This window comes from Oxalobacter vibrioformis, assembly GCF_027118995.1.
Lineage (GTDB): Bacteria > Pseudomonadota > Gammaproteobacteria > Burkholderiales > Burkholderiaceae_D > Oxalobacter > Oxalobacter vibrioformis.
Genome location: NZ_CP098242.1, coordinates 2007792 through 2025755, shown reverse-complemented (window position 1 = coordinate 2025755; position 17964 = coordinate 2007792). Strand labels below are relative to the sequence as shown.

Annotated in this window: 17 protein-coding genes; 2 read left to right on the top strand and 15 right to left on the bottom strand. The window is 53.0% G+C overall.

Annotated elements, in window-relative coordinates; all coding sequences use genetic code 11:
• The first annotated feature begins 215 nt into the window (after positions 1–215).
• Positions 216–584, top strand: a complete 369-nt coding sequence (gene fliE / locus NB640_RS09975; RefSeq protein WP_269308558.1) for a flagellar hook-basal body complex protein FliE — start codon at positions 216–218, stop codon at positions 582–584.
• Between the two features lie 212 nt (positions 585–796).
• Here the strand turns inward: fliE and NB640_RS09970 are convergent, their stop codons facing one another.
• From NB640_RS09970 to NB640_RS09915, 12 genes are all read right to left on the bottom strand, one after another.
• A complete protein-coding gene (locus NB640_RS09970) occupies positions 797–1594 on the bottom strand; it encodes a flagellar brake protein (protein WP_269308557.1) in 798 nt (265 codons plus the stop codon).
• 81 nt (positions 1595–1675) lie between these two features.
• Positions 1676–2437 (bottom strand): flagellar brake protein, encoded by a 762-nt coding sequence (locus tag NB640_RS09965; protein ID WP_269308556.1) that lies wholly within the window; start codon positions 2435–2437, stop codon positions 1676–1678.
• Positions 2438–2595: 158 nt separating this feature from the next.
• Positions 2596–2931 carry an EscU/YscU/HrcU family type III secretion system export apparatus switch protein gene (locus NB640_RS09960; protein WP_269308555.1) on the bottom strand — a complete coding sequence of 112 codons (336 nt, stop codon included), beginning with the start codon at positions 2929–2931 and terminating at the stop codon, positions 2596–2598.
• A complete protein-coding gene (fliK, locus tag NB640_RS09955; protein ID WP_269308554.1) occupies positions 2918–4051 on the bottom strand; it encodes a flagellar hook-length control protein FliK in 1134 nt (377 codons plus the stop codon). Before fliK ends, NB640_RS09960 begins: the two co-directional genes overlap by 14 nt.
• A gap of 5 nt (positions 4052–4056) precedes the next feature.
• Positions 4057–4380 carry a flagellar protein FliT gene (locus tag NB640_RS09950; RefSeq protein WP_269308553.1) on the bottom strand — a complete coding sequence of 108 codons (324 nt, stop codon included), beginning with the start codon at positions 4378–4380 and terminating at the stop codon, positions 4057–4059.
• A 3-nt stretch (positions 4381–4383) separates the two neighbouring features.
• The gene (fliS, locus tag NB640_RS09945) at positions 4384–4875 is read right to left on the bottom strand and encodes a flagellar export chaperone FliS (RefSeq protein ID WP_269308552.1); all 492 of its coding nucleotides are present in this window, start codon (positions 4873–4875) and stop codon (positions 4384–4386) included.
• 36 nt (positions 4876–4911) lie between these two features.
• Complete coding sequence (gene fliD / locus NB640_RS09940; RefSeq protein ID WP_269308551.1) at positions 4912–6924, bottom strand: flagellar filament capping protein FliD; 2013 nt, start codon at positions 6922–6924, stop codon at positions 4912–4914.
• Between the two features lie 225 nt (positions 6925–7149).
• Entirely contained in the window at positions 7150–7773 is a 624-nt protein-coding gene (locus NB640_RS09935; RefSeq protein WP_269308550.1) for a flagellar protein FlaG, read from the bottom strand.
• Between the two features lie 317 nt (positions 7774–8090).
• Positions 8091–8504 (bottom strand): HigA family addiction module antitoxin, encoded by a 414-nt coding sequence (locus NB640_RS09930; protein WP_269308549.1) that lies wholly within the window; start codon positions 8502–8504, stop codon positions 8091–8093.
• A 113-nt stretch (positions 8505–8617) separates the two neighbouring features.
• Positions 8618–9637 carry an SEL1-like repeat protein gene (locus tag NB640_RS09925; protein ID WP_269308548.1) on the bottom strand — a complete coding sequence of 340 codons (1020 nt, stop codon included), beginning with the start codon at positions 9635–9637 and terminating at the stop codon, positions 8618–8620.
• 76 nt (positions 9638–9713) lie between these two features.
• Positions 9714–11147 (bottom strand): flagellin N-terminal helical domain-containing protein, encoded by a 1434-nt coding sequence (locus NB640_RS09920; protein WP_269308547.1) that lies wholly within the window; start codon positions 11145–11147, stop codon positions 9714–9716.
• 339 nt (positions 11148–11486) lie between these two features.
• Positions 11487–14177, bottom strand: a complete 2691-nt coding sequence (locus NB640_RS09915) for a tetratricopeptide repeat protein (RefSeq protein WP_269308546.1) — start codon at positions 14175–14177, stop codon at positions 11487–11489.
• Between the two features lie 298 nt (positions 14178–14475).
• Between NB640_RS09915 and NB640_RS09910 the strand changes: the two genes are divergently transcribed.
• Positions 14476–15225, top strand: coding sequence for an FkbM family methyltransferase (locus tag NB640_RS09910; protein ID WP_269308545.1), 750 nt, complete (start codon positions 14476–14478; stop codon positions 15223–15225).
• A 182-nt stretch (positions 15226–15407) separates the two neighbouring features.
• Here NB640_RS09910 and NB640_RS09905 read toward each other — a convergent pair whose 3' ends face one another.
• The 3 genes from NB640_RS09905 to NB640_RS09895 all read right to left on the bottom strand — a co-directional run bounded on the left by NB640_RS09905 (position 15408) and on the right by NB640_RS09895 (position 17958).
• The gene (locus NB640_RS09905; RefSeq protein ID WP_269310444.1) at positions 15408–15548 is read right to left on the bottom strand and encodes a flagellar protein FlaG; all 141 of its coding nucleotides are present in this window, start codon (positions 15546–15548) and stop codon (positions 15408–15410) included.
• A gap of 399 nt (positions 15549–15947) precedes the next feature.
• Entirely contained in the window at positions 15948–17459 is a 1512-nt protein-coding gene (locus tag NB640_RS09900; RefSeq protein WP_269308544.1) for a flagellin N-terminal helical domain-containing protein, read from the bottom strand.
• A 163-nt stretch (positions 17460–17622) separates the two neighbouring features.
• The gene (locus NB640_RS09895; protein WP_269308543.1) at positions 17623–17958 is read right to left on the bottom strand and encodes a hypothetical protein; all 336 of its coding nucleotides are present in this window, start codon (positions 17956–17958) and stop codon (positions 17623–17625) included.
• Positions 17959–17964: the final 6 nt, after the last annotated feature.

Sequence of the window (17964 nt, the reverse complement as noted above, 5' to 3'; positions counted from 1 at the left end):
CCGCCAAACGCATTAAGGGGAATTATGAGTAACACCAATTGTCCTTCTTAAGACCCGTTTTCAAACCGTTGAATAAAGCGGTTTTTTGCCACTTTATCGGTGCTCCGGACGCCCGATCCAGTGCTAAAGTGGCTAATGTGTGTCAGTCCGTGAACCAATCAGCCGGAATCGGTCAACACACACAAACGGGAAAATCATCCTGAGGAATAAAAAACATGATGGCAATTAACACCAACCAGATCCAGGCCATGCTGGAGCAGATCAGGGGCACAGCGTCCCAGGTCACGCCACCGTCCAACCGGGTTCAGAACATCGCTGATCAACTGGTCAACGAAACTGACAAGACCCAGGCAACCGGTAAAAGTGACTTTGCATCTGCGCTTCGGGCCACCCTGGACAGCGTCAACGAACTGCAGGTTAATTCTGAACAACTGGGTGAGCAATTTGCACTCGGCAACGACGATGTGCAGCTGTCTGATGTCATGATCTCCATGCAAAAAGCCAGTATTGCGCTCCAGACGACCGTTCAAGCCAGAAACCGCCTCGTTTCCGCCTACCAGGAAATCATGGGCATGCAGATCTAGGCGCTGCAGCCCATCGCCATAAAAACAAAAGGCCGTTATCCATACGGCCTTGAGAGATTTCTGTCCGCCAAAATGGCGGCTTTTGCTTTTTCATAACACGCCTGGAAGCGGTATGGCTATCTTTCCATTATCGGTATCCTTGTTGCAGTGGCAGTGGCACTGTCGCCCCCTTTACTGAAAAAACCAAAGCCTGATTCCCGGAAAAACGATACTCACCCTTCCTCGCTGTCAGTACGCATCCGGCGCTGACGTTCAACATCAGCCACAAAACGCCGGATTTTTACCGCCTCCGCATCGTCCAGGTCCGCAAACTGGCAACCGATACGAGAAACAGGCCCTCCCCGCTTTCCCGGCACCATCATCATATTGCGAAAACGGATATTCACCATAACCGGACGCGTCTCCGGCAACCGCAACTCACATCCCTGATAAAGCGCATTCACCCCGTAGCTGATCGCCCCCGCCTCATCAATCAGCGTCATACCGCCCACGCTGATATCCCTCACATTCGCTGTGATCTCCCTTTCAGAACCGGCCGGTATGCGGATCAGTGCATGATCGAGCGCATGGCGAACAGATTCCCTGCGCTGGTAGCGCACAATAGACTCCGGCAGTTCCATCACCAATGCCGGACGGCCGTTAAACGAAGCCTGCCGGAGACGATTGGCGCGAAACGCAATTCTTACCCGGTTGATGACAGCCTCAAAGCTGATTCCCCGGCTTTGCAGTGCAAGCCGGTTCTGCGCTGGCGACGCGGCACAATCCAGAAAAACACACCCGTTCTTCAGGTCCACCCCCAGCACACAGGTAATCACCGTTTCTGCCGAATCTGCAAAACGCATCCTCAGCCGTTCGGCCTTGTCCTGCATACTGCGAAGCATGCAGGCAATCTCGCTTGGGGAATGAATCTGAAACCGTTCAGGGTGGTACGTCATGAGCCAGGGACAATATAAACGGAAAATATAACAGGTAATGATAACCGCATCCCGCCCGATCGCGAAGCAGATCATGAACCGCCATAAAAGCCCAGCCCGTCCGAACCTGACAAAAAACCGCCTTGAAGGCGGCTTGCTTTCTTATTCCATACTGCGTCAGCCCGTCAGCATTTTCTGCTGGCGTTCCAGGCGGGTGATATAGCGCTGGATCAGGGCAGATTCTGCCGAAGAAAGATCCACAAACTGGCAGCCGATGCGCCGCTGGTGCGAGGTATCCGGCATCGACACCTCATGGGAGTTGCGAATTTCCAGCGTCACCGTCAGAGGCTGAGTATCCGGCAGATCAAGGCGGCAATTCCGATAAACCATGCCCACCGTATTATCCACCATCATCGAAGCATCAATCACACAGGCGCCATTCGGGCTCAAATCCCGGATATTGCCCACCGAGTGCATGACATGGCCATTCACTTCCACCGGAATACGAATCGTGCTGTTTGAAACCGGGACACGGAAATGATCCCGCCGCTGCAGGCGCACCAGCCTTTCCGGAAAAGGTACGCGCAAAGCCTCCCGCCCCTCATAGGTATCCGCAAACACCTTGTTGGTCGTAAAAGAAATCTTGATCCGGTCAAGAACCCCTTCAAAACTGATCAGATTGCTTTTGAGCGCAATCTGGTTTTGTGCAGGAACCGGTGCCGTATCCAGTAACAGCATCCTTGCCTTGACATCCACATTGAGCACGCTGGTAATCACCGTTTCCATCGTACCGACAAAACTCATGCGAATCAGCTGCTTGTTAGCCTGGATACCTTTCAGGATCCGGCCGATTTCGAGCGGCGAATAAACCTGGTACTTTTCCAGCGTTTCCTCAAATGACCGGCCAGGATTATCAGCTGAGGGGTCTTTTATTTCCATTCATTCATTCCAGCTGAAGTCAATCACTCTGCGATCAGGGCAGCAATAGAATTTCCCCAAAAACACATATCTTCAACAAAAAAATTTCCACACATCAACATCTATTAGAATAATACAAGATGCCAAAAGATGCACGGAAGAAACAACGTTTATTGGAATTATTTTTCCTCGCGAATGGATTCCACCTTGGGAATATCCAGCTTGGGAGGAGGAGGTGATCGTCTTGCCGCCTGTCTCGCTTCGACATGATAAAGCCAAGCCATCAGTTCCGCAACAACACGGTAAAGTAAAGGCGGAATATCCTGATCCAGTTCAACCTGCATCAAAAGGGCAACAAGCTCCTTGGACTGGTGAACAAAAACACCGCTTTCATTGGCGCGGCGAATGATCTCCTCTGCGATCAGGCCGCGCCCTTTCGCCACCACTTTCGGCGCCCTGCTGCCTACCTCATAGGCAAGCGCCACCGCATTTTGCTGTGTATCAGGCTGTTTCATCACTCACCGTAAAATAATCCAGCTTCGCGCCCGCTGTCTCAAGGGCCGAAACCAGTTCCGGGCCAAATTCCCGCAAAAGTGATACCGAAGCCTCATCAGCTGTGCCCAACTGCACCTGCACCGTATCGCCTGTGAGGCGCATCGTTGCCGTAATCGAGCCCAACAGCGGCAGATTCACCCGAAGCACACTTTGCCAGCTGCTCTGCTCAGGCTCTCCATACTCGCGTTTTTCCCGCGGCGTTTCATCTTCCACTTCCCACTCAATCTCCTGGCCCGGCCAGAATTCCCCCTGCCAGATCACCTTGCGGTTCTCCAGCGCATCCAGTTGCATACGGATCATGCCCGCTGCATCGCGGTCAATCACCTGCTCAAGCCTGTCCGGATGCTGCTGTTGCATGACAGAAGACAATTTCGACGCCGCCTTGCTCATCAGCGAGGCAACCCAGCTTTTTTCCTGCAATGTCTCCAGCCGGTTCATCTGCTCTTCCGGACGGGCAATCGCTTGTTGCGGGTTTTGCTGCAGATTGGCCAGTTTTGCCTGGGGCTCTTCCATCAGCGTGGCCTGGGAGCGCGTTCCCGCTACCCATTGCGCCAGATGCGACTCATAAAAAAGCCCGCTGGTGCTGAACATATTCGAAAGTATCGTTTCAAGCTGGGCAGCAAGACCTGACGGCAGCATCAGCGCTGCCGCCGGTGAATTGGCCGGTGTGGGAAGCAGTGGCGTGCGCCCTGCCAGGGTAGCTGTAGAACCATCCTGGGAGAGCGAGCGCAGGATATTATCAATCAGGCGGCCCGTATTTGAGACCATCGAATGCGCCGCCGGTTCCCGCTCGAAAAGAAAGGTCAGACGGGGTTCCCTGGCAAGCAGGGTCAGTGTCACCTTTTCCCCCACCTTCGCGTCAGCCGGCAGATCCATCTGCACAACCGTATCGGCCACCCTTACCATCGATGTGCCGCTTTCACTTTGTGAAACGATTTCGGCTGCCACCGGGCGGCCGACTGCCAGCGCCATCAGGCGCGCATAAACATCCTGTCTGGGGTCACCCGCTACAGAGACCTGTTGAGCACTACCGGTCGGATTGACAGGGCGCGTGCCGGTGACGTCGCTCCGCAGCTCCATAAAACCTAGCTAACGTAAGCCTGCTGTACCTTACGTGTCGTGGCAGAATGATAAATCAGATCAGACAACTCCTTCATCCTGGGATCAGCGAGTTCCCGGATACGGCGGTCATCCTCCAGAATTCTCTGGATCATGTCCATCTTGAGCTGAATTTCATCCTCCGTCAGACCATCATGATGGTCGCCTGCCCGCAGGGTATTTACATAAGTCGAACACTGCAACTCCAGATCAACCAGCGTATCCCAATCATTCATTTCAGCGGCCTGGACCATCAGGCTCATGACAGCGGAAATCTTGTCATACACCGCCATTATCACGTGCTTGTCCATACCTTATGCCCTCATCCGGGTCAACACAGGTTTTGCAGGCAAGAGCGGATCCTGTACACTTTGCGGAGCAATCTGGGCCTGCGCACCCGCCATATTTCCGTCTACCGTAGAACCAATCTCATCCCATGCACTTTTGATCTCGAGCAAAAGCCCCTTTACCTCTTCCAGCATGCTCGCATCATTGCGGACATGCGCCTCAAAAAGACGGCGGCGCATATAGTCATACAGCGCATCCAGATTATTGGCTAATTCGCCGCCCGCCTCCCTGTTCAGGCTTTCCTGGAGCCCGCTCTGAATAATCGTCACCGCCTTGACAATAGCCTGTCCTTTTTCCTCGATGTTACCAGATTCGATATGTTTGGCCGCTGTCGCAATCGCCAAAAGCGCACCATCAAAAAGCATCGTAATCAGCTTGTGCGGGCTGGCTGCCAGCACCCCCGTTTCAATACCCACCTTGGCATAAGCATTTGCGCCGTGCCGCGAAGAAGCGAACATATATTCTCCCTAACTTTTTAATAGACCAAACTACGCTTACTTACTCTTGCTCTGGTTCCACAGGCTTGACAGCGTCGCCAACTGTGTTGTCAGATAACTGCTGGTCGAATTCATTTCGGCAAGCAGTACGTCAAGCGCCGTAAATTTCGCACGGTAAGCTGCCTCTACCTGCGTCAACCGTTTGTCCCAGTTTTCGTATTGCTTTGAAATCGACTCCAGCGACTTGTTGACTCCCTCGATACGTGAATCAATCACGCCGTCATCCTCAAGCATCGTCTTCGCAATCTCGGAGAACTGGTAGGCAAAACCCTGAGTGAACGTTACCGTACCATTGATAACATCCCCTTCCTCCCCGGTAATCTTCAGCTTCATGCCGGCCGCATCGCCAGACTTGGCTGTCAGAAACTGGCCACTGCCATCCGCCTCGATACCGTCAATCGTACCTGCCACATCCTTTCCGCCTTCCGAGCTCGCCTCGGAAAAGAAAGAAGCCGATCCAATCGAGACGGTTGAAACCGAGCCATAGGTATTGGACTCAACCCGGACATTGCCGTCATCATCCACCTTGACATTCACGTTGACACCGGAATCTTTGTACTCCGCATTGATCTTGCTCTGAAGATCAGCGGCAAACTCTTCCTTCGATTTGTAATTGCGCTGGTCCAGCGTAATGGCCTTTGCCACCCCGTGAAGATTCACACTGATTGAGCGTCCACTTTCACTGGCGATACCAGACAAATCCAGATTCGAGACATTCAGTGCGGAATACCCCTTCGTGGCAACCTGCCTGATATTCACCTCATAGCTACCGGGCTTGGTCGTATCCGCCTGGCTTTCAAATTCAATATTATCCGTGCCACTGATACCTCCCTCGACAAACATACCGACAAAGGCCTGGAAATCCTTCTCCAGCGCGGCATTGAGCTTGGTATTATCAATATTGAGCACACCATCCTTATCCAGCGTAATGCCAATATCCGACAGCATCCGGTAGCCGACCTCACCGCCCAGCACCTGAGAAAACACCGATTTGAGCTGCGTCTGGACCGAGCGCACAGCCGAATCACCCGTTAACACAGAAGCCGCCTTTTTTTCCGGATCATAAGCCGTCATGCTCTTTAAGCTGTTCACCAGCGTATTGTAGGCCCCAACAAAATTTTCCACCGCCGTCTTTGCGCCGGAAGTATCCTGTTTAACCGTAATCGTCGATGCCTTTTCACTTTCGGCCAAAAGCGTGAGCGTCACTCCCGTAATCGCGTCACTGACCGCATTTTTCGATTTGGTAATCTCGATCCCATCCAATGTAAAGATTGCATTTTGCGCCTTGACAGTCTGCTGCATCGCCTGGCCTGCGTCTTCAGCCGGATCATGGTTCAGGAGATCCTTGAGCGCCTGGTCAGCATCATCACTGACCGTGATTCTCATGCTCTGCTCTTCGCCCGTCTCGTTACTGGTCAACACCAGGCGGTACGGGTTCTCCTTGCCATCATTGACAATAGAAGCCGTCACACCAACGCCGGCTGCATTGATTGCATCACGGATATCTTCCAGTGTGCTATCCGCAGCAATATCAACAGACTTGGCGCCTGAGTCATTGGCTTCAAATGACGCCCCGGTATACTTGCCGGTCACCTCATCATAAGTACCGCCAGACACCTTGCCAAACTCGATCGTGATCGAACCACCGCCAATCGCCTCATTTGCCTTTGCCTGGCCTGCCGCCGCCAGCTTCTGCGCCTGTGCAAGCTGCTTGACAAAAAGAGAATATGAACCGCTGGATGCCTTGGAAGAAGCTGTCAGCGATGCGATTGACTCGTCTGACACAGACCCTGTCGTATTCTGGTAGGTGCTAGAGGAAGAAAGAGAGTTCATCACACTCTGGAAAGACGAAACCGAGCTTTTCAGCTGGCTGTATGCGGAAAGTTTCGTATTGTAGCTTGATTCCTTGCTGGCAAGCAGCGCAACCGGTCGCTGCTCCACTTGCATGAGCTGCTCGATAATACTTTCAAGATCCAGACCGGAACCGACGCCGAGTGAAGTAATAGCCATCTTTAGTCTCCTGCATTTACACTGCTGACAGTTTCAGCAATTTATCTGCACTTTACCCGATCCTGTGCACTGGCAAGCCTGAAAACAAACGGGTTTATATGGCTTACTTTTAGCTGATTCCCTGGACGCGGGCATTGTTTGTGTACATTTCAGCGCCCTTTCAGGCACCCCATGCATTTCTTAACGGCAATATCACCCGGATACTTTAGGGCAATATGCTGTCAATTATGCGCGGGTTTCGACAAACATGCCCGTCATCTTGCCCAAAGACTTGGCAAGCGCAAGTGCTTCCTCAGAAGGCAACTGCTTGATGACTTCCTGTGTTTCAGGATCAACAATCTTCACAACCACCCGGCCCAGATCCTCATCAACGGAAAGCGACAGGCTGGTTCGCATGGAGGCAAGTGATTCGGAAATATTATCGACCACCTTCTGGGTACGCTCTTTTTCGGCCTGTTTTGCCGCCTCATCTGCCGCAGATGGCCGCTCCTGGCGCCCTCTTTCTGCCTGTGCCGTGCGACCGGCCTCTTCCGAATGCCTTGCCGCTCCCTTGTTTTCCGCCTGACGCGTTTTTTCAGTCTCAGACTTCATCTGGCTGGAAGCCAGGCGCACCGATACATCCGGATTGGCCTGTCGGCTGGTATCTTTAGGCTGCTGCTGGATATCAGCCTTATCAGCTGATTTACGTGTCGCCCCCATCTGCTCCGATTCAGCCACCTGCGGCACCGCATTGACCGTCTGCACAGCTGTCTGCTCGGACGCTTTATTCTGCGTCGCCTGGGGAATAACGCCACTGTCCACCGCCGGCCTGCTGCCGACTGAAGTGTTTCCAATGGTCCTGATCTCCATGTTACTCTCCTGTATTATTCTGCCTTTCAATCCCGGCTTTTAGCCAGGCAATCTTGTAACCCTGCCTGCACAGCTTTTTTGCCCTTTTTCCAGTCCCCGATCCGATATAAAAAGGAGCTGTACATTCCGGTTACCCGTACACCCCTTCCTGATAAAGTGTGTACTTCCTGATAACTGTGTTAACGGTAAAAAAACCGAAACATTTAGGGCTGACATGCTTTTTTTTCAACTTTTTTAACCAACCAGATTTTTTAATAAAAAATCATATAAAAATCAACAACTTGAAAAACAAACACCCATAAAACCCGACAACCACTTTACGCGACCGCCCTCGGCTGGATACGCTCAAGCGCATCCCCCAGATTGATCCGGCTGACCCGCAAATCATACTCATCCTGCAGCCCCATCCAGAATTCCGGCGCATTCCCGAAATACCGCGCCAGACGCAAGGCCGTATCTGCCGTGATACCCCGCCTTTCCCGCACAATCTCATTAATGCGCGGCGCAGGCACCTGCAGTGCAATAGCCAGTGCACTGGCCGTGAGCCTCATTGGAAGCAGAAACATCTCGCGCAAAACAGCGCCCGGATGAACCGGACGAGCAGCATCTGTCCTCCCCGCCTCAGAATTTATCTCCCCTAAGGACAACCTTTTCTCCTGTATAAATGCCTGCCGGACAATAACCAGCACCTGATTCCCTGCACAAAAACATGCAAATGATATAACGAACATCGTTAAACGTCAAGCGCTTTACCAGAAATGAAATACGCTTAACGTTATACATAATTAATATACAATAAAAAAGGGCGACAAAACGCCCTTTCCCAAACGCTCCTTATACCAGCCTAATGCCCTTCCAGTTTCTTAAGCTTGCCGATCGCATCCGCGCTGCCATGCTCTGCCGCCAGGCGGTACCAGTAAAGCGCCAGCTCACGGTCCGCCTTCACATGACGCCCTTCATCATAGGCACGCCCCAGCGCATACTGCGCTACCTCATAATTCTTTTCCGCTGCCAGGCGGGCCAGTGTCAGCGCTTTTTCCACATCCTTTGGCACCCCCTGCCCCCTTAATACCTGCCGCGCCAGTGCAAATTGCCCAGGCGGAAAACCCTGGGCCGCCGCCAGGCCATTCCACTCAGCCGCCAGTCCGTAGTCTCTGGGCACGCCATTGCCCTCGTAATACATCATGCCCAGACGCCATTGCGCCACCTCCAGCCCGTGCTGCGCTGCACTGGTATACCATTTCAGCGCCGAAGCGGCATCCCTGCCAACTCCCCTGCCATCCAGATAACAGTCCCCCAGCTTTACCTGCGCGGGAGCAAAGTCTTTCTCTGCTGCCTGCAAATACCAGTGAGCGGCTTTTTGTGCGTCCTGCCCTACCCCACGCCCCTTCTCATACAGACGGGCCAGCTCAAACTGGGCCGCGGCATTATGCTGTTCTGCCGCCTTTTTCAGGTAATCCGCCCCTTTAGCAGCATCCTGCGATACACCACGGCCCTTGAGATACATCCTGCCCAGCATATACTCCGCATACGCATAGCCCTGCTGGGCCGCCATGCCAAACCACCTGAGCGCTTCCGCATCATTTTGCGCAACCCCTTTGCCTGTCAGGTACATATGTCCCAGCGTCGCCTGGGCATGCACATGCCCCTCTTCTGCCGCTTTCATGTACCACTCGATTGCCCGGTCATACTCATGCGGCTGGGTATCTTCCCGGTCAAAAATATCACCAGTTCCTCCCTGCGCCGTCACAGTACCGGCAGCAAGCTTCTCCTGCGCACATGCCGGATAAACCGTGAACGCGGCCAGAAAACAGGCAGCGAAAAAAGCCGGGAACCAGCCGTTATCTTTCTGTTTTAGCGACATCAACCGTCCTTTCCCAAACAAAAAGGCAGGAAGCCATGTGGCCGCCTGCCTGAGCAATCCTTAAAAAGCAGGGCAATTACTTCAGGAGTGAAAGCACCGCCTGCGGCGTCTGGTTGGCCTGCGCCTGCATGGCCACCCCCACCTTCTGCAACAGCAGCGCACGTGACTGGTTGGTCACCTCCTGCGCATAATCCGTATCAAAAATACGGCTTCTGGATGCAGAAGCATTTTCAGACCCCACCATCATGTTACTGATGGTTGACTCAAAGCGGTTCTGCACCGCGCCATACTTTGCCCGCTCGCTGGAAATCGCCGCCAGCGCCGAGTCAATCGTATCAATCGCACGCTGTGCATCCTCAAAGGTGGACACACTGATGGCGGCAACCGAATTCAACTGCGAATTGCCCGCCACTTCAATACCGGTCATCGGCGTGGTTTCCGTTACCGTAAATGAACTGGCCGAATTCATCGTCACCGTACCGGCCGCTTCCGTTACTGCCGTATCGGTAATAGCCGCCGATGTCGAAATATTGGCATTGGCGCCATAAGACGCCATGGTAGCACCGGCACTTGAGCCCGGCTTCGCTTGCAGGCCAATCACTTCGCCCGCCGAATTCGTCAGCTTGATCCCGCCGTGAACAGCATCCTCCTGCGCCGTCACACCGGTTTTGGCAGACTGCTGGTTAAAGGCATTCACTACCGCAGAAAGATCGCCATCGGCCCCCACCGTAAAAGATACCGTTGCCGGTGAGGCATTGTTTAAAGTCAGCTCAAAAGAATATGAATCCCCAGCCTGCAGATTGCCCAGATTGACATCAGTCCGGGCAGTGGCAGAAACCCCCGTCGCGTCGGTCTGCGCATTGATCGCGGCAGCCACATCCCTGGCAGAAGCGCCGGCATTCGTTGAAATCGTGGCAGATCCGGCCTTGCCCGAAACCGTAAATTGCCCGGCATTGGCAGCCGTGCCCGGCGTGACAGCGCCACCTTCCACGCGGTTATTGCCATAAACCGAGGTCTGGAAATTCGTCCCGCCAATGGAAACGGTATCACCCGCATTGGGTCCTACCTGGAACTGTTGCGAGCCCATCGTGCCATCCAGGAGCTTCTGACCGTTAAACGTCGATTTGGACGCAATATCATTTAAGCCCGATGCCAACTGGTTGATCTCATCCTGGATCGCCTGGCGGTCTGCTCCGGAATAGGTGGAATTCGATGCCTGAACGGCAAGCTCGCGCATACGCTGCAGCATATCCGAAGAAGTGGACAATGCCCCTTCTGCGGTCTGCGACATCGAAACCCCGTCATACGCATTGCGGATGGCCTGGTTCATGCCATTGATCTGCGTTGTCATCAGCGCGGCAATATTCAGCCCGGCCGCGTCATCCTTTGCGCTGTTGATCCGTTTGCCGGACGAAAGCCGCTCCATCGCTGTTGAGAGCGTCTGTTGCGTCTTGTTTAACTGGCGCATCGTATTCAATGCGCTGTTATTGGTATTGATAAAGGATGGCATATTTATCTCCTGTAATATTTTTGCCTCTCCGTTTTCTGTAGTGGGGCTGGCACTGATTCCATGCACGGCCCTGCATTGGCTTTGCGCCCATCAAGTGGGCGCACCGCTGCTTATCCCTGTTAACGGTCTGTTCGATAAGAAACTTTAGGGTTGAAAAGCAAAAAAGTGAAAAAAAATTGCGCCTCCTCAAAAATCCATTACAAAACAAGGCCCTGAAAAAACAGCGTGTCAATAAAAAATACCCATTTTCAGGAAAAACCGTTCGAAATGCACCACAAAAACAAATCCCCCTGCTGTTTTCACAGCCGGGGGACAAGTGTTTCGCATCATCATTTCACCTTACCGGGTCACAACATCTTGCGATGGTGGAGAAGCTATCTTTTTTTCAAACCCCCTGAAATGGAACACCGCAGCATTTTGCCCGCCGGTATAAAGCGCCCCGCTTCTCTTTGCTATCAGTTGCATCGTCTTTTCAGAAAAGAGAGAAATATGCCCGTTTCGGGGCCCTGCATACCAGTAAGTCGACAGCCTGTGCCTGAGTTCTTCCACGGGCGCAGGTGTCATCAGTGTCGATGCGATGAAGGCGGCAGGCCCGTCCTGTTTCAAAAAAGCAACGCACTGCTCAATCGTTTGAAGCGGTGTATGGGAGTGCTCCACAACCTCCGTTGCAAGAACAAGATCAAAACTGCCGGCAGGAGGGGGGGCACTGTCCCCGTAAAAGGGATCATAAGACGTCACGTCAAAACCCCGGGCATTGAGATACGAGCCAAAAAGCCCATGCCCTGATCCGAAGTCCAGTATTTTAAGCGCACGAAAATGAGGGAACTGCTGTTCAATCCACTGTGCCGTACCGATGGGCCGGTTTTCAGCAAAATCCGGATCACACGACACATACCTGTCATTGTAGATATGCCGCATGAAGTCCTCATTCGTCCAGCTGTCAAAATGCGTCGTAAAGATAAAATCGCAAAAAAAACACCCATGGTAATAAACCGGGATGCCAGACAAAGGTTCCTTCCTGTTATATTCTGCAAGGCAGGACTTGTTGAAATCAACCACATCCAGCAAGAATGCTTTTTCGCCGCATATCTTGCAAAACGTATCAACATGATGCGCCAGCCGACTCTCCGGCTCTATCCTGCCTTTCTCACTAACCGGGTATCCCTGCTGTTTTGCGCCATGTTCCCGTTCACCGCGCACAATTTCGCCCGCCGCCAGCCCAAGCAAATCACTGCGGACTTCCTCAAACACATCGTTCCAGTTTCCCGGCTCCTTTTGCCGGTACAGGCGCATGCCTGGGTACCAGGGGCTGTCTTTCCTGTCAAGCAGCCAGCGCCAGTCAGGTGAAAATGGCAGCATGACCCAGGTCGGCTTTCCCAGCGCACCGGACAGGTGCGCAACACTCGTATCCACACTGATGACCACATCCATCAGTGAACAAAGCGCGGCCGTATCGGAAAAATCCTGCAGCATCTCTCCGTAATGCTTCCATTCAGTCATCGCAGAAAGGATGATTTTGTCGATATCCCTCACATCTTTTTGCAGGCTGATGTATTCACAGCTATCCGGCAAGTACGGCAGCAGATGTGAAAGCGTGATACTGCGGTTATGATCGTTCGCATGCACGAAATTGCCGCTCCAGACCAGGCCCACCCGCGGTTTTGTCTTGCTTCCCAGCCGCTTTTCCCACTGGGCCACCTTTTCCGGATCAGCAAACAGGTAAGGCACCTCACCGGGAATCGTCTCAAGCGTAGTGTGAAACGCCAAAGGCAGGCTCATCATCGGGCAGTACAGATCAAACGGCGGATACTTATCAAGCGTCTGCGGCGTCAATTCCTCACTATGCGCAACCAGCTCATCAACCCCTTCCAGCGTTTCCATCAGGCCAAGCAGGGGAGGCTGCACCTGCAGAATCACTTTAGCCCCCTGCCGGGAAGCCAGTTTGGTATAACGGCAAAGCTGGATCGTATCACCGTATCCCATGTCGTGGGAAAAGAGGAGGGTCTTGCCCTGTATCGATTCTTCCCCCAGCCACAGCCTGCCCGGAACATCCATCTTCCGCAGTTTGAGGGCGCTCACATTCAGACGGGATTCATAAAGCGGCCATCCCTCTTCCAGGTGGCCCTTCAGCAGAAGCGGAAAAGCCTTGTTATAGCGGGCGTGTATATAATCCGGATCCAGCGCCAGCGCCTTGTCGTACAATTCAATCGCAGCATCATACGCGTTTCGCTTGAGCAGGGTATTGCCGTAATTGACATACGCAGATACCAGCTCCGGATTCAGCGCCAGCGCCTTTTCAAAATATTCCAGTGCAACATCCAGTTGCTCACTACCCACAAAAGCCATGCCGATGTCGTGATAAACGTCCGCCGATGAAGGATTCAGCAGCAATGCCTTCTCCAGGCTTTCAAAAGCCGCCTCATGCTGCCTCAGCGCCACAAGAGCCAGCCCGCGATAACGGTAGGCATCGACAAAATCCGGAGCCAGTGCAATCGCCCGGTCAAGGTCTGCCAGCGCCCGCGTATTGTCATTGGATTGCACATACAGAATACCGCGGTTGGTATAGGCCTGGACAATATCCGGATTCAGTTCAATGGCCCGGTCAAGGTCTGCCAGCGCCAGCTCCCTTTCATTTGCCTCCATATGCAGTGCCGCGCGATTGGTATACGCCTCGGCCATATCCGGATTCAATTCAATCGCCCGGTCAAGGTCTGCCAGTGCCAGCACATTTTCTTTGGATTTTACATACAGGGCGCCGCGATTGATATACGCTTTCAAAAAATCCGGTTTCAGCGCAATCGCCCTGCTCAAGTCTGCCAGCGCCAGCACGCTTTCGCTGGTTTCCATATACAGCAAACCACGATTGGCATAAGCCTCCGCAAAGTCCGGATCAAGCGCAATCGCCTTGTCATAGCAGGCAAGAGCCGCATCAAATTGCTGCTGGCCATGCAAATCCAGTGCCTTGAGGAGGTGCGGGAGGGCTTGCCGGCTTTGGGAAGACACGCCAGTTCCGGATTTCATCGCTGCCATAACGGTATCTTTACTTGGAGCATGGTTACATTCCTGTCAGGAGATTTTTCATACGGATGCCTCTCACCCGCCCGGATAACGCCCGGATAATTGTCGCATGCGACTCATGAAAACAGCAAGCCGGGCAAAAGGAAAAGCAGTGTACACGGCCTGCTGACAATCCGAAGCGCTATAATACCGGCTGACAAAAAACAAACGGTCCCTCTCTTGACAGAACGGGGGTTTCACAGGAGACATCCATGAAAAATTCGCTTTTCGCCCGGTTGCCCTTATCCTGGCCGCCACCGATCATGGCAGCATGCTGGTAAACCGCCATGACTACAGACTGGTGGGCAATGGCGGCTATGGCGTGGGTTTTCAGCTCCTTAACACGTCATCATTTGACCATGAAGAAGTCAATCTGCTCCTCCGGTTGCTGGAGCTGAGAAAACAGCACTTCGGAGAAGGCGTCATTGCAATAGACTGTGGCGCAAACGTTGAAGCACACACCATCGAATGGGCAAAATTCATGTATGGATGGGGAAAAGTCGTTGCAGTTGAGGCACAGGAAAGGATTTTCTATGCACTGGCTGGCAACATCACTCTGAACAACTGCTTTAACGCCCGCGCCCTCTGGGCAGCCGTAGGGGCAAATGAAGGCACCATCAATGTGCCCATTCCCGACTATTTCACCCCTTCCAGCTTCGGCAGCATGGAAATCCGCAAAACCGAATCGACTGAATTTATCGGGCAGGCCATCGATTACTCGGAAGAAAACACCCGGAAAACCCTCATGTTATCGATAGACAGCATGGATCTGCCCCGTGTGGATCTCATCAAGATCGGCATTGAAGGCATGGAAATGGAAGCGCTTGAAGGCGCCACCCAAACCCTTGAGAAAATGAAACCGCAGCTGGTCATTGAAAAAATCAAGTCCGATGAACAGGCACTCACGGCATTTCTCTTAGCCCGGGGATACAATATTTTTCCGTTGGGGATCAATCTCTTGGCCATTCATGAGTCAGATCCCCTGGCAGCCATCATGCAGGCACAGCACGAAAAGAGCTGAGAACCCCCGGTCCTGCTTTTCCGGCTGTTTTTCTGTCATCTGTTTTTGGCGGTTTTTTCCGGGGCCGGAAAAAAACGGACAATAAATCACAACACCGCAAGGCACCGGTACACACACCCCGAAAAAAAACCCGGCTGCTTATCGCAGCCGGTGGCGTTTCAATACCTGTTGCCAGCGATCCGTCAAGCCTTTGCCCGGTGAAGGCTGCCATTACCCTGTCCAAGCGATTTGGCAAGCGCAATTGCCTCTTCCGAGGGAAATTGCTTGATGACATCCTTCGTTTCCGGGTCAACTACCTTGACCAGCACACGCCCCCAGATCATCGTCAATCGAAAACTTCAGGGCAGAGGAATTGGAGAGTGAACCCAGCGAATTCGCTATACTTTCCATCGCTGCTTTCACCCGCTCCAGATCCGACGGCTTTCCGTCCCCTTCCGGCTGGCGTGTCAAAAAAGGCATACTCTCGGGGTTCGCCGCCTTTTCGGCACCGGCCACAGCGGTAATCGCTCTGACCGTTACCTGTTCCAGATGTTGCGCTCACGGGAGAACAGGGGCACTTCCCGCTGCCGGCCTGATCCCCGGTGACGGCACACTGTTGCTGATACCCTTGATATCCATAATATTCTCCTGTTACATTCTGCGCCCAAACCCCGACCCGCAAAAAGCGGGTCGGGGTTCAGGTTTTTCCAGCTGTTGCAAGCAGTTCTGTTACATCACCGGTTTTAGCCGATCAGTGACAGGACATTTTGCGGCATCTGGTTGGCCTGTGCCAGCATCGCGGTACCAGCCTGCTGCAGGATCGACGCCCTGGAGAGGTTGGCCGTTTCCTGTGCATAGTCGGCATCCTGGATACGGCTTCTCGCGTTGGTGGTATTCTCCGACGAGATTTCCAGGTTTTCGATGGTGTATTGCAGGCGGTTCTGCAGCGCACCGTAGTTGGCCATTTCCTTGTTGACCGAGTTGATCGCAGCACTGGCAATCTTGATGGCTCTTTGTGCGCCCTCAAAGGTGCTGACATCCAGCTCGGACACCTTTTGCAGGGTACTTGCCCCTGTAAGCGCCATGCCGGTTCCGCCATCGGCTACCACAAAGCTGTTGTCAGAGTTGAATTCGATCTGGCCGGCAATAACAACTGCCGTTTCATCCCCCGCTGCAATCGCCTGCACACCTGTGACAGCCGGGTTACCGGTCGCCGGGTTGGTATAAAGGCCCAGCGTAAGCGCAGTCTCATTGGCCGTAGTACCCTGTACCTTGATGTCATTGCCGCTGATGTTACTCAGCTTGATCACACTGGCGTTGGAATCCCACTCAGCCGTCACACCGGTCTTGCCCGACTCCTTGTTGATGGCGCTGATCAGCTCGGCATTGCCTTCCTTGGTCGTAGCCGACGCACCGATGGTTGCCGTAACAGTCACCGCGTCCGTTGATTTTTTGCCATTGTCAGAATAAATCTTGAATGCCGCAACCTTGTCGGCAGTACCCGTAATCAGGTTGGCCGTCGTTGATGCCGACGCGCTGACACCGGTAAACTCGGTTTTGGAGTTGATGCCGGCGGCAATCTCTGCTGCGGTCTGGTTGGCCGTGGTGACATACGTATCCTTGCCAAGCGCGCCATTCATCGTGATCGTGGCAGCTGAAACGCCATTGGTCAGAGCATCGGTAAAGGCTGCTGCTGCAGTTGGTACCAGCGTCGGACCGGCAGTCGGTACACCGACATTATAGTTACCATACATATTGGTGCGGAAGTTCATCCCCGAAAAAGAGATCAGCTCACCCGCTTCGGCGCCTACCTGGAAGTTTTGTGAACCCATCGTGCCGTCCAGCAGCATCTTGCCGTTAAAGGACGTGGTCTGGGCAAAGCGATCCAGTTCTGCGGTCAACTGGTTAACCTCAGATTGCATGGCCTGCCTGTCAGCCGGGGAGTTGGACGCATTGGAGGACTGTACAGCCAGGGTACGGATACGTTGCAGCATTTCTTCCGATTTGGACAGCGCGCCTTCAGCGGTCTGCGACAGGGAGATACCGTCATTTGCGTTACGGATCGCCTGATTCATGCCGTTGATCTGCGAAGTCATACGGGCAGAAATACCCAAACCTGCCGCATCATCCTTGGCGCTGTTGATGCGCTTGCCGGAAGCCAGGCGCTCCATGGCGCTGGAAAGTGCGGAATTGGTGCCGTTGAGGTAACGCTGAGCATTCAGCGAAGACATGTTGGTGTTGATAATTTGAGCCATGGTAATTTACTCCTTGTATCTACCATTTCCAATTGGCAAGAACCCCTGTTTGATATAAAAAATCGGGTTCTCAACATTGGTGTGCCCTCTTTCATGCCGACCGCTGTTATGAATCGTTAACGGACAGCAACAAAAAGTCTTTAGGGTGGGCCTAGCACATTTTTCAAAAAGCATAAGAAAGAACAGCGGCACTTTTACCCCCTATATCGCGCAATTGCCCGCCAGCACTGGATTTAAAAAAAATCACCCCCCCGGTAAAAAAATATGAAAAAAATTCAGAAAACATGCTTTTTTTTCGAAAGCGCAAATTTTTTATTGCCAAAAAGACAGCAAAATCCGCGTGAAAAAATCCGGCAGATATCGTTTGCTGAACGGCAAGTGAAGCGAACGAAATACCCCAAAAATCAACACAAACACCTTTCCATGCGGCAAAAAAACAACAAACCCTCCCCCTTTCGCCCGTTACCCCATACAATAAAAAGGGAGATTGCCAATCCATATCTCC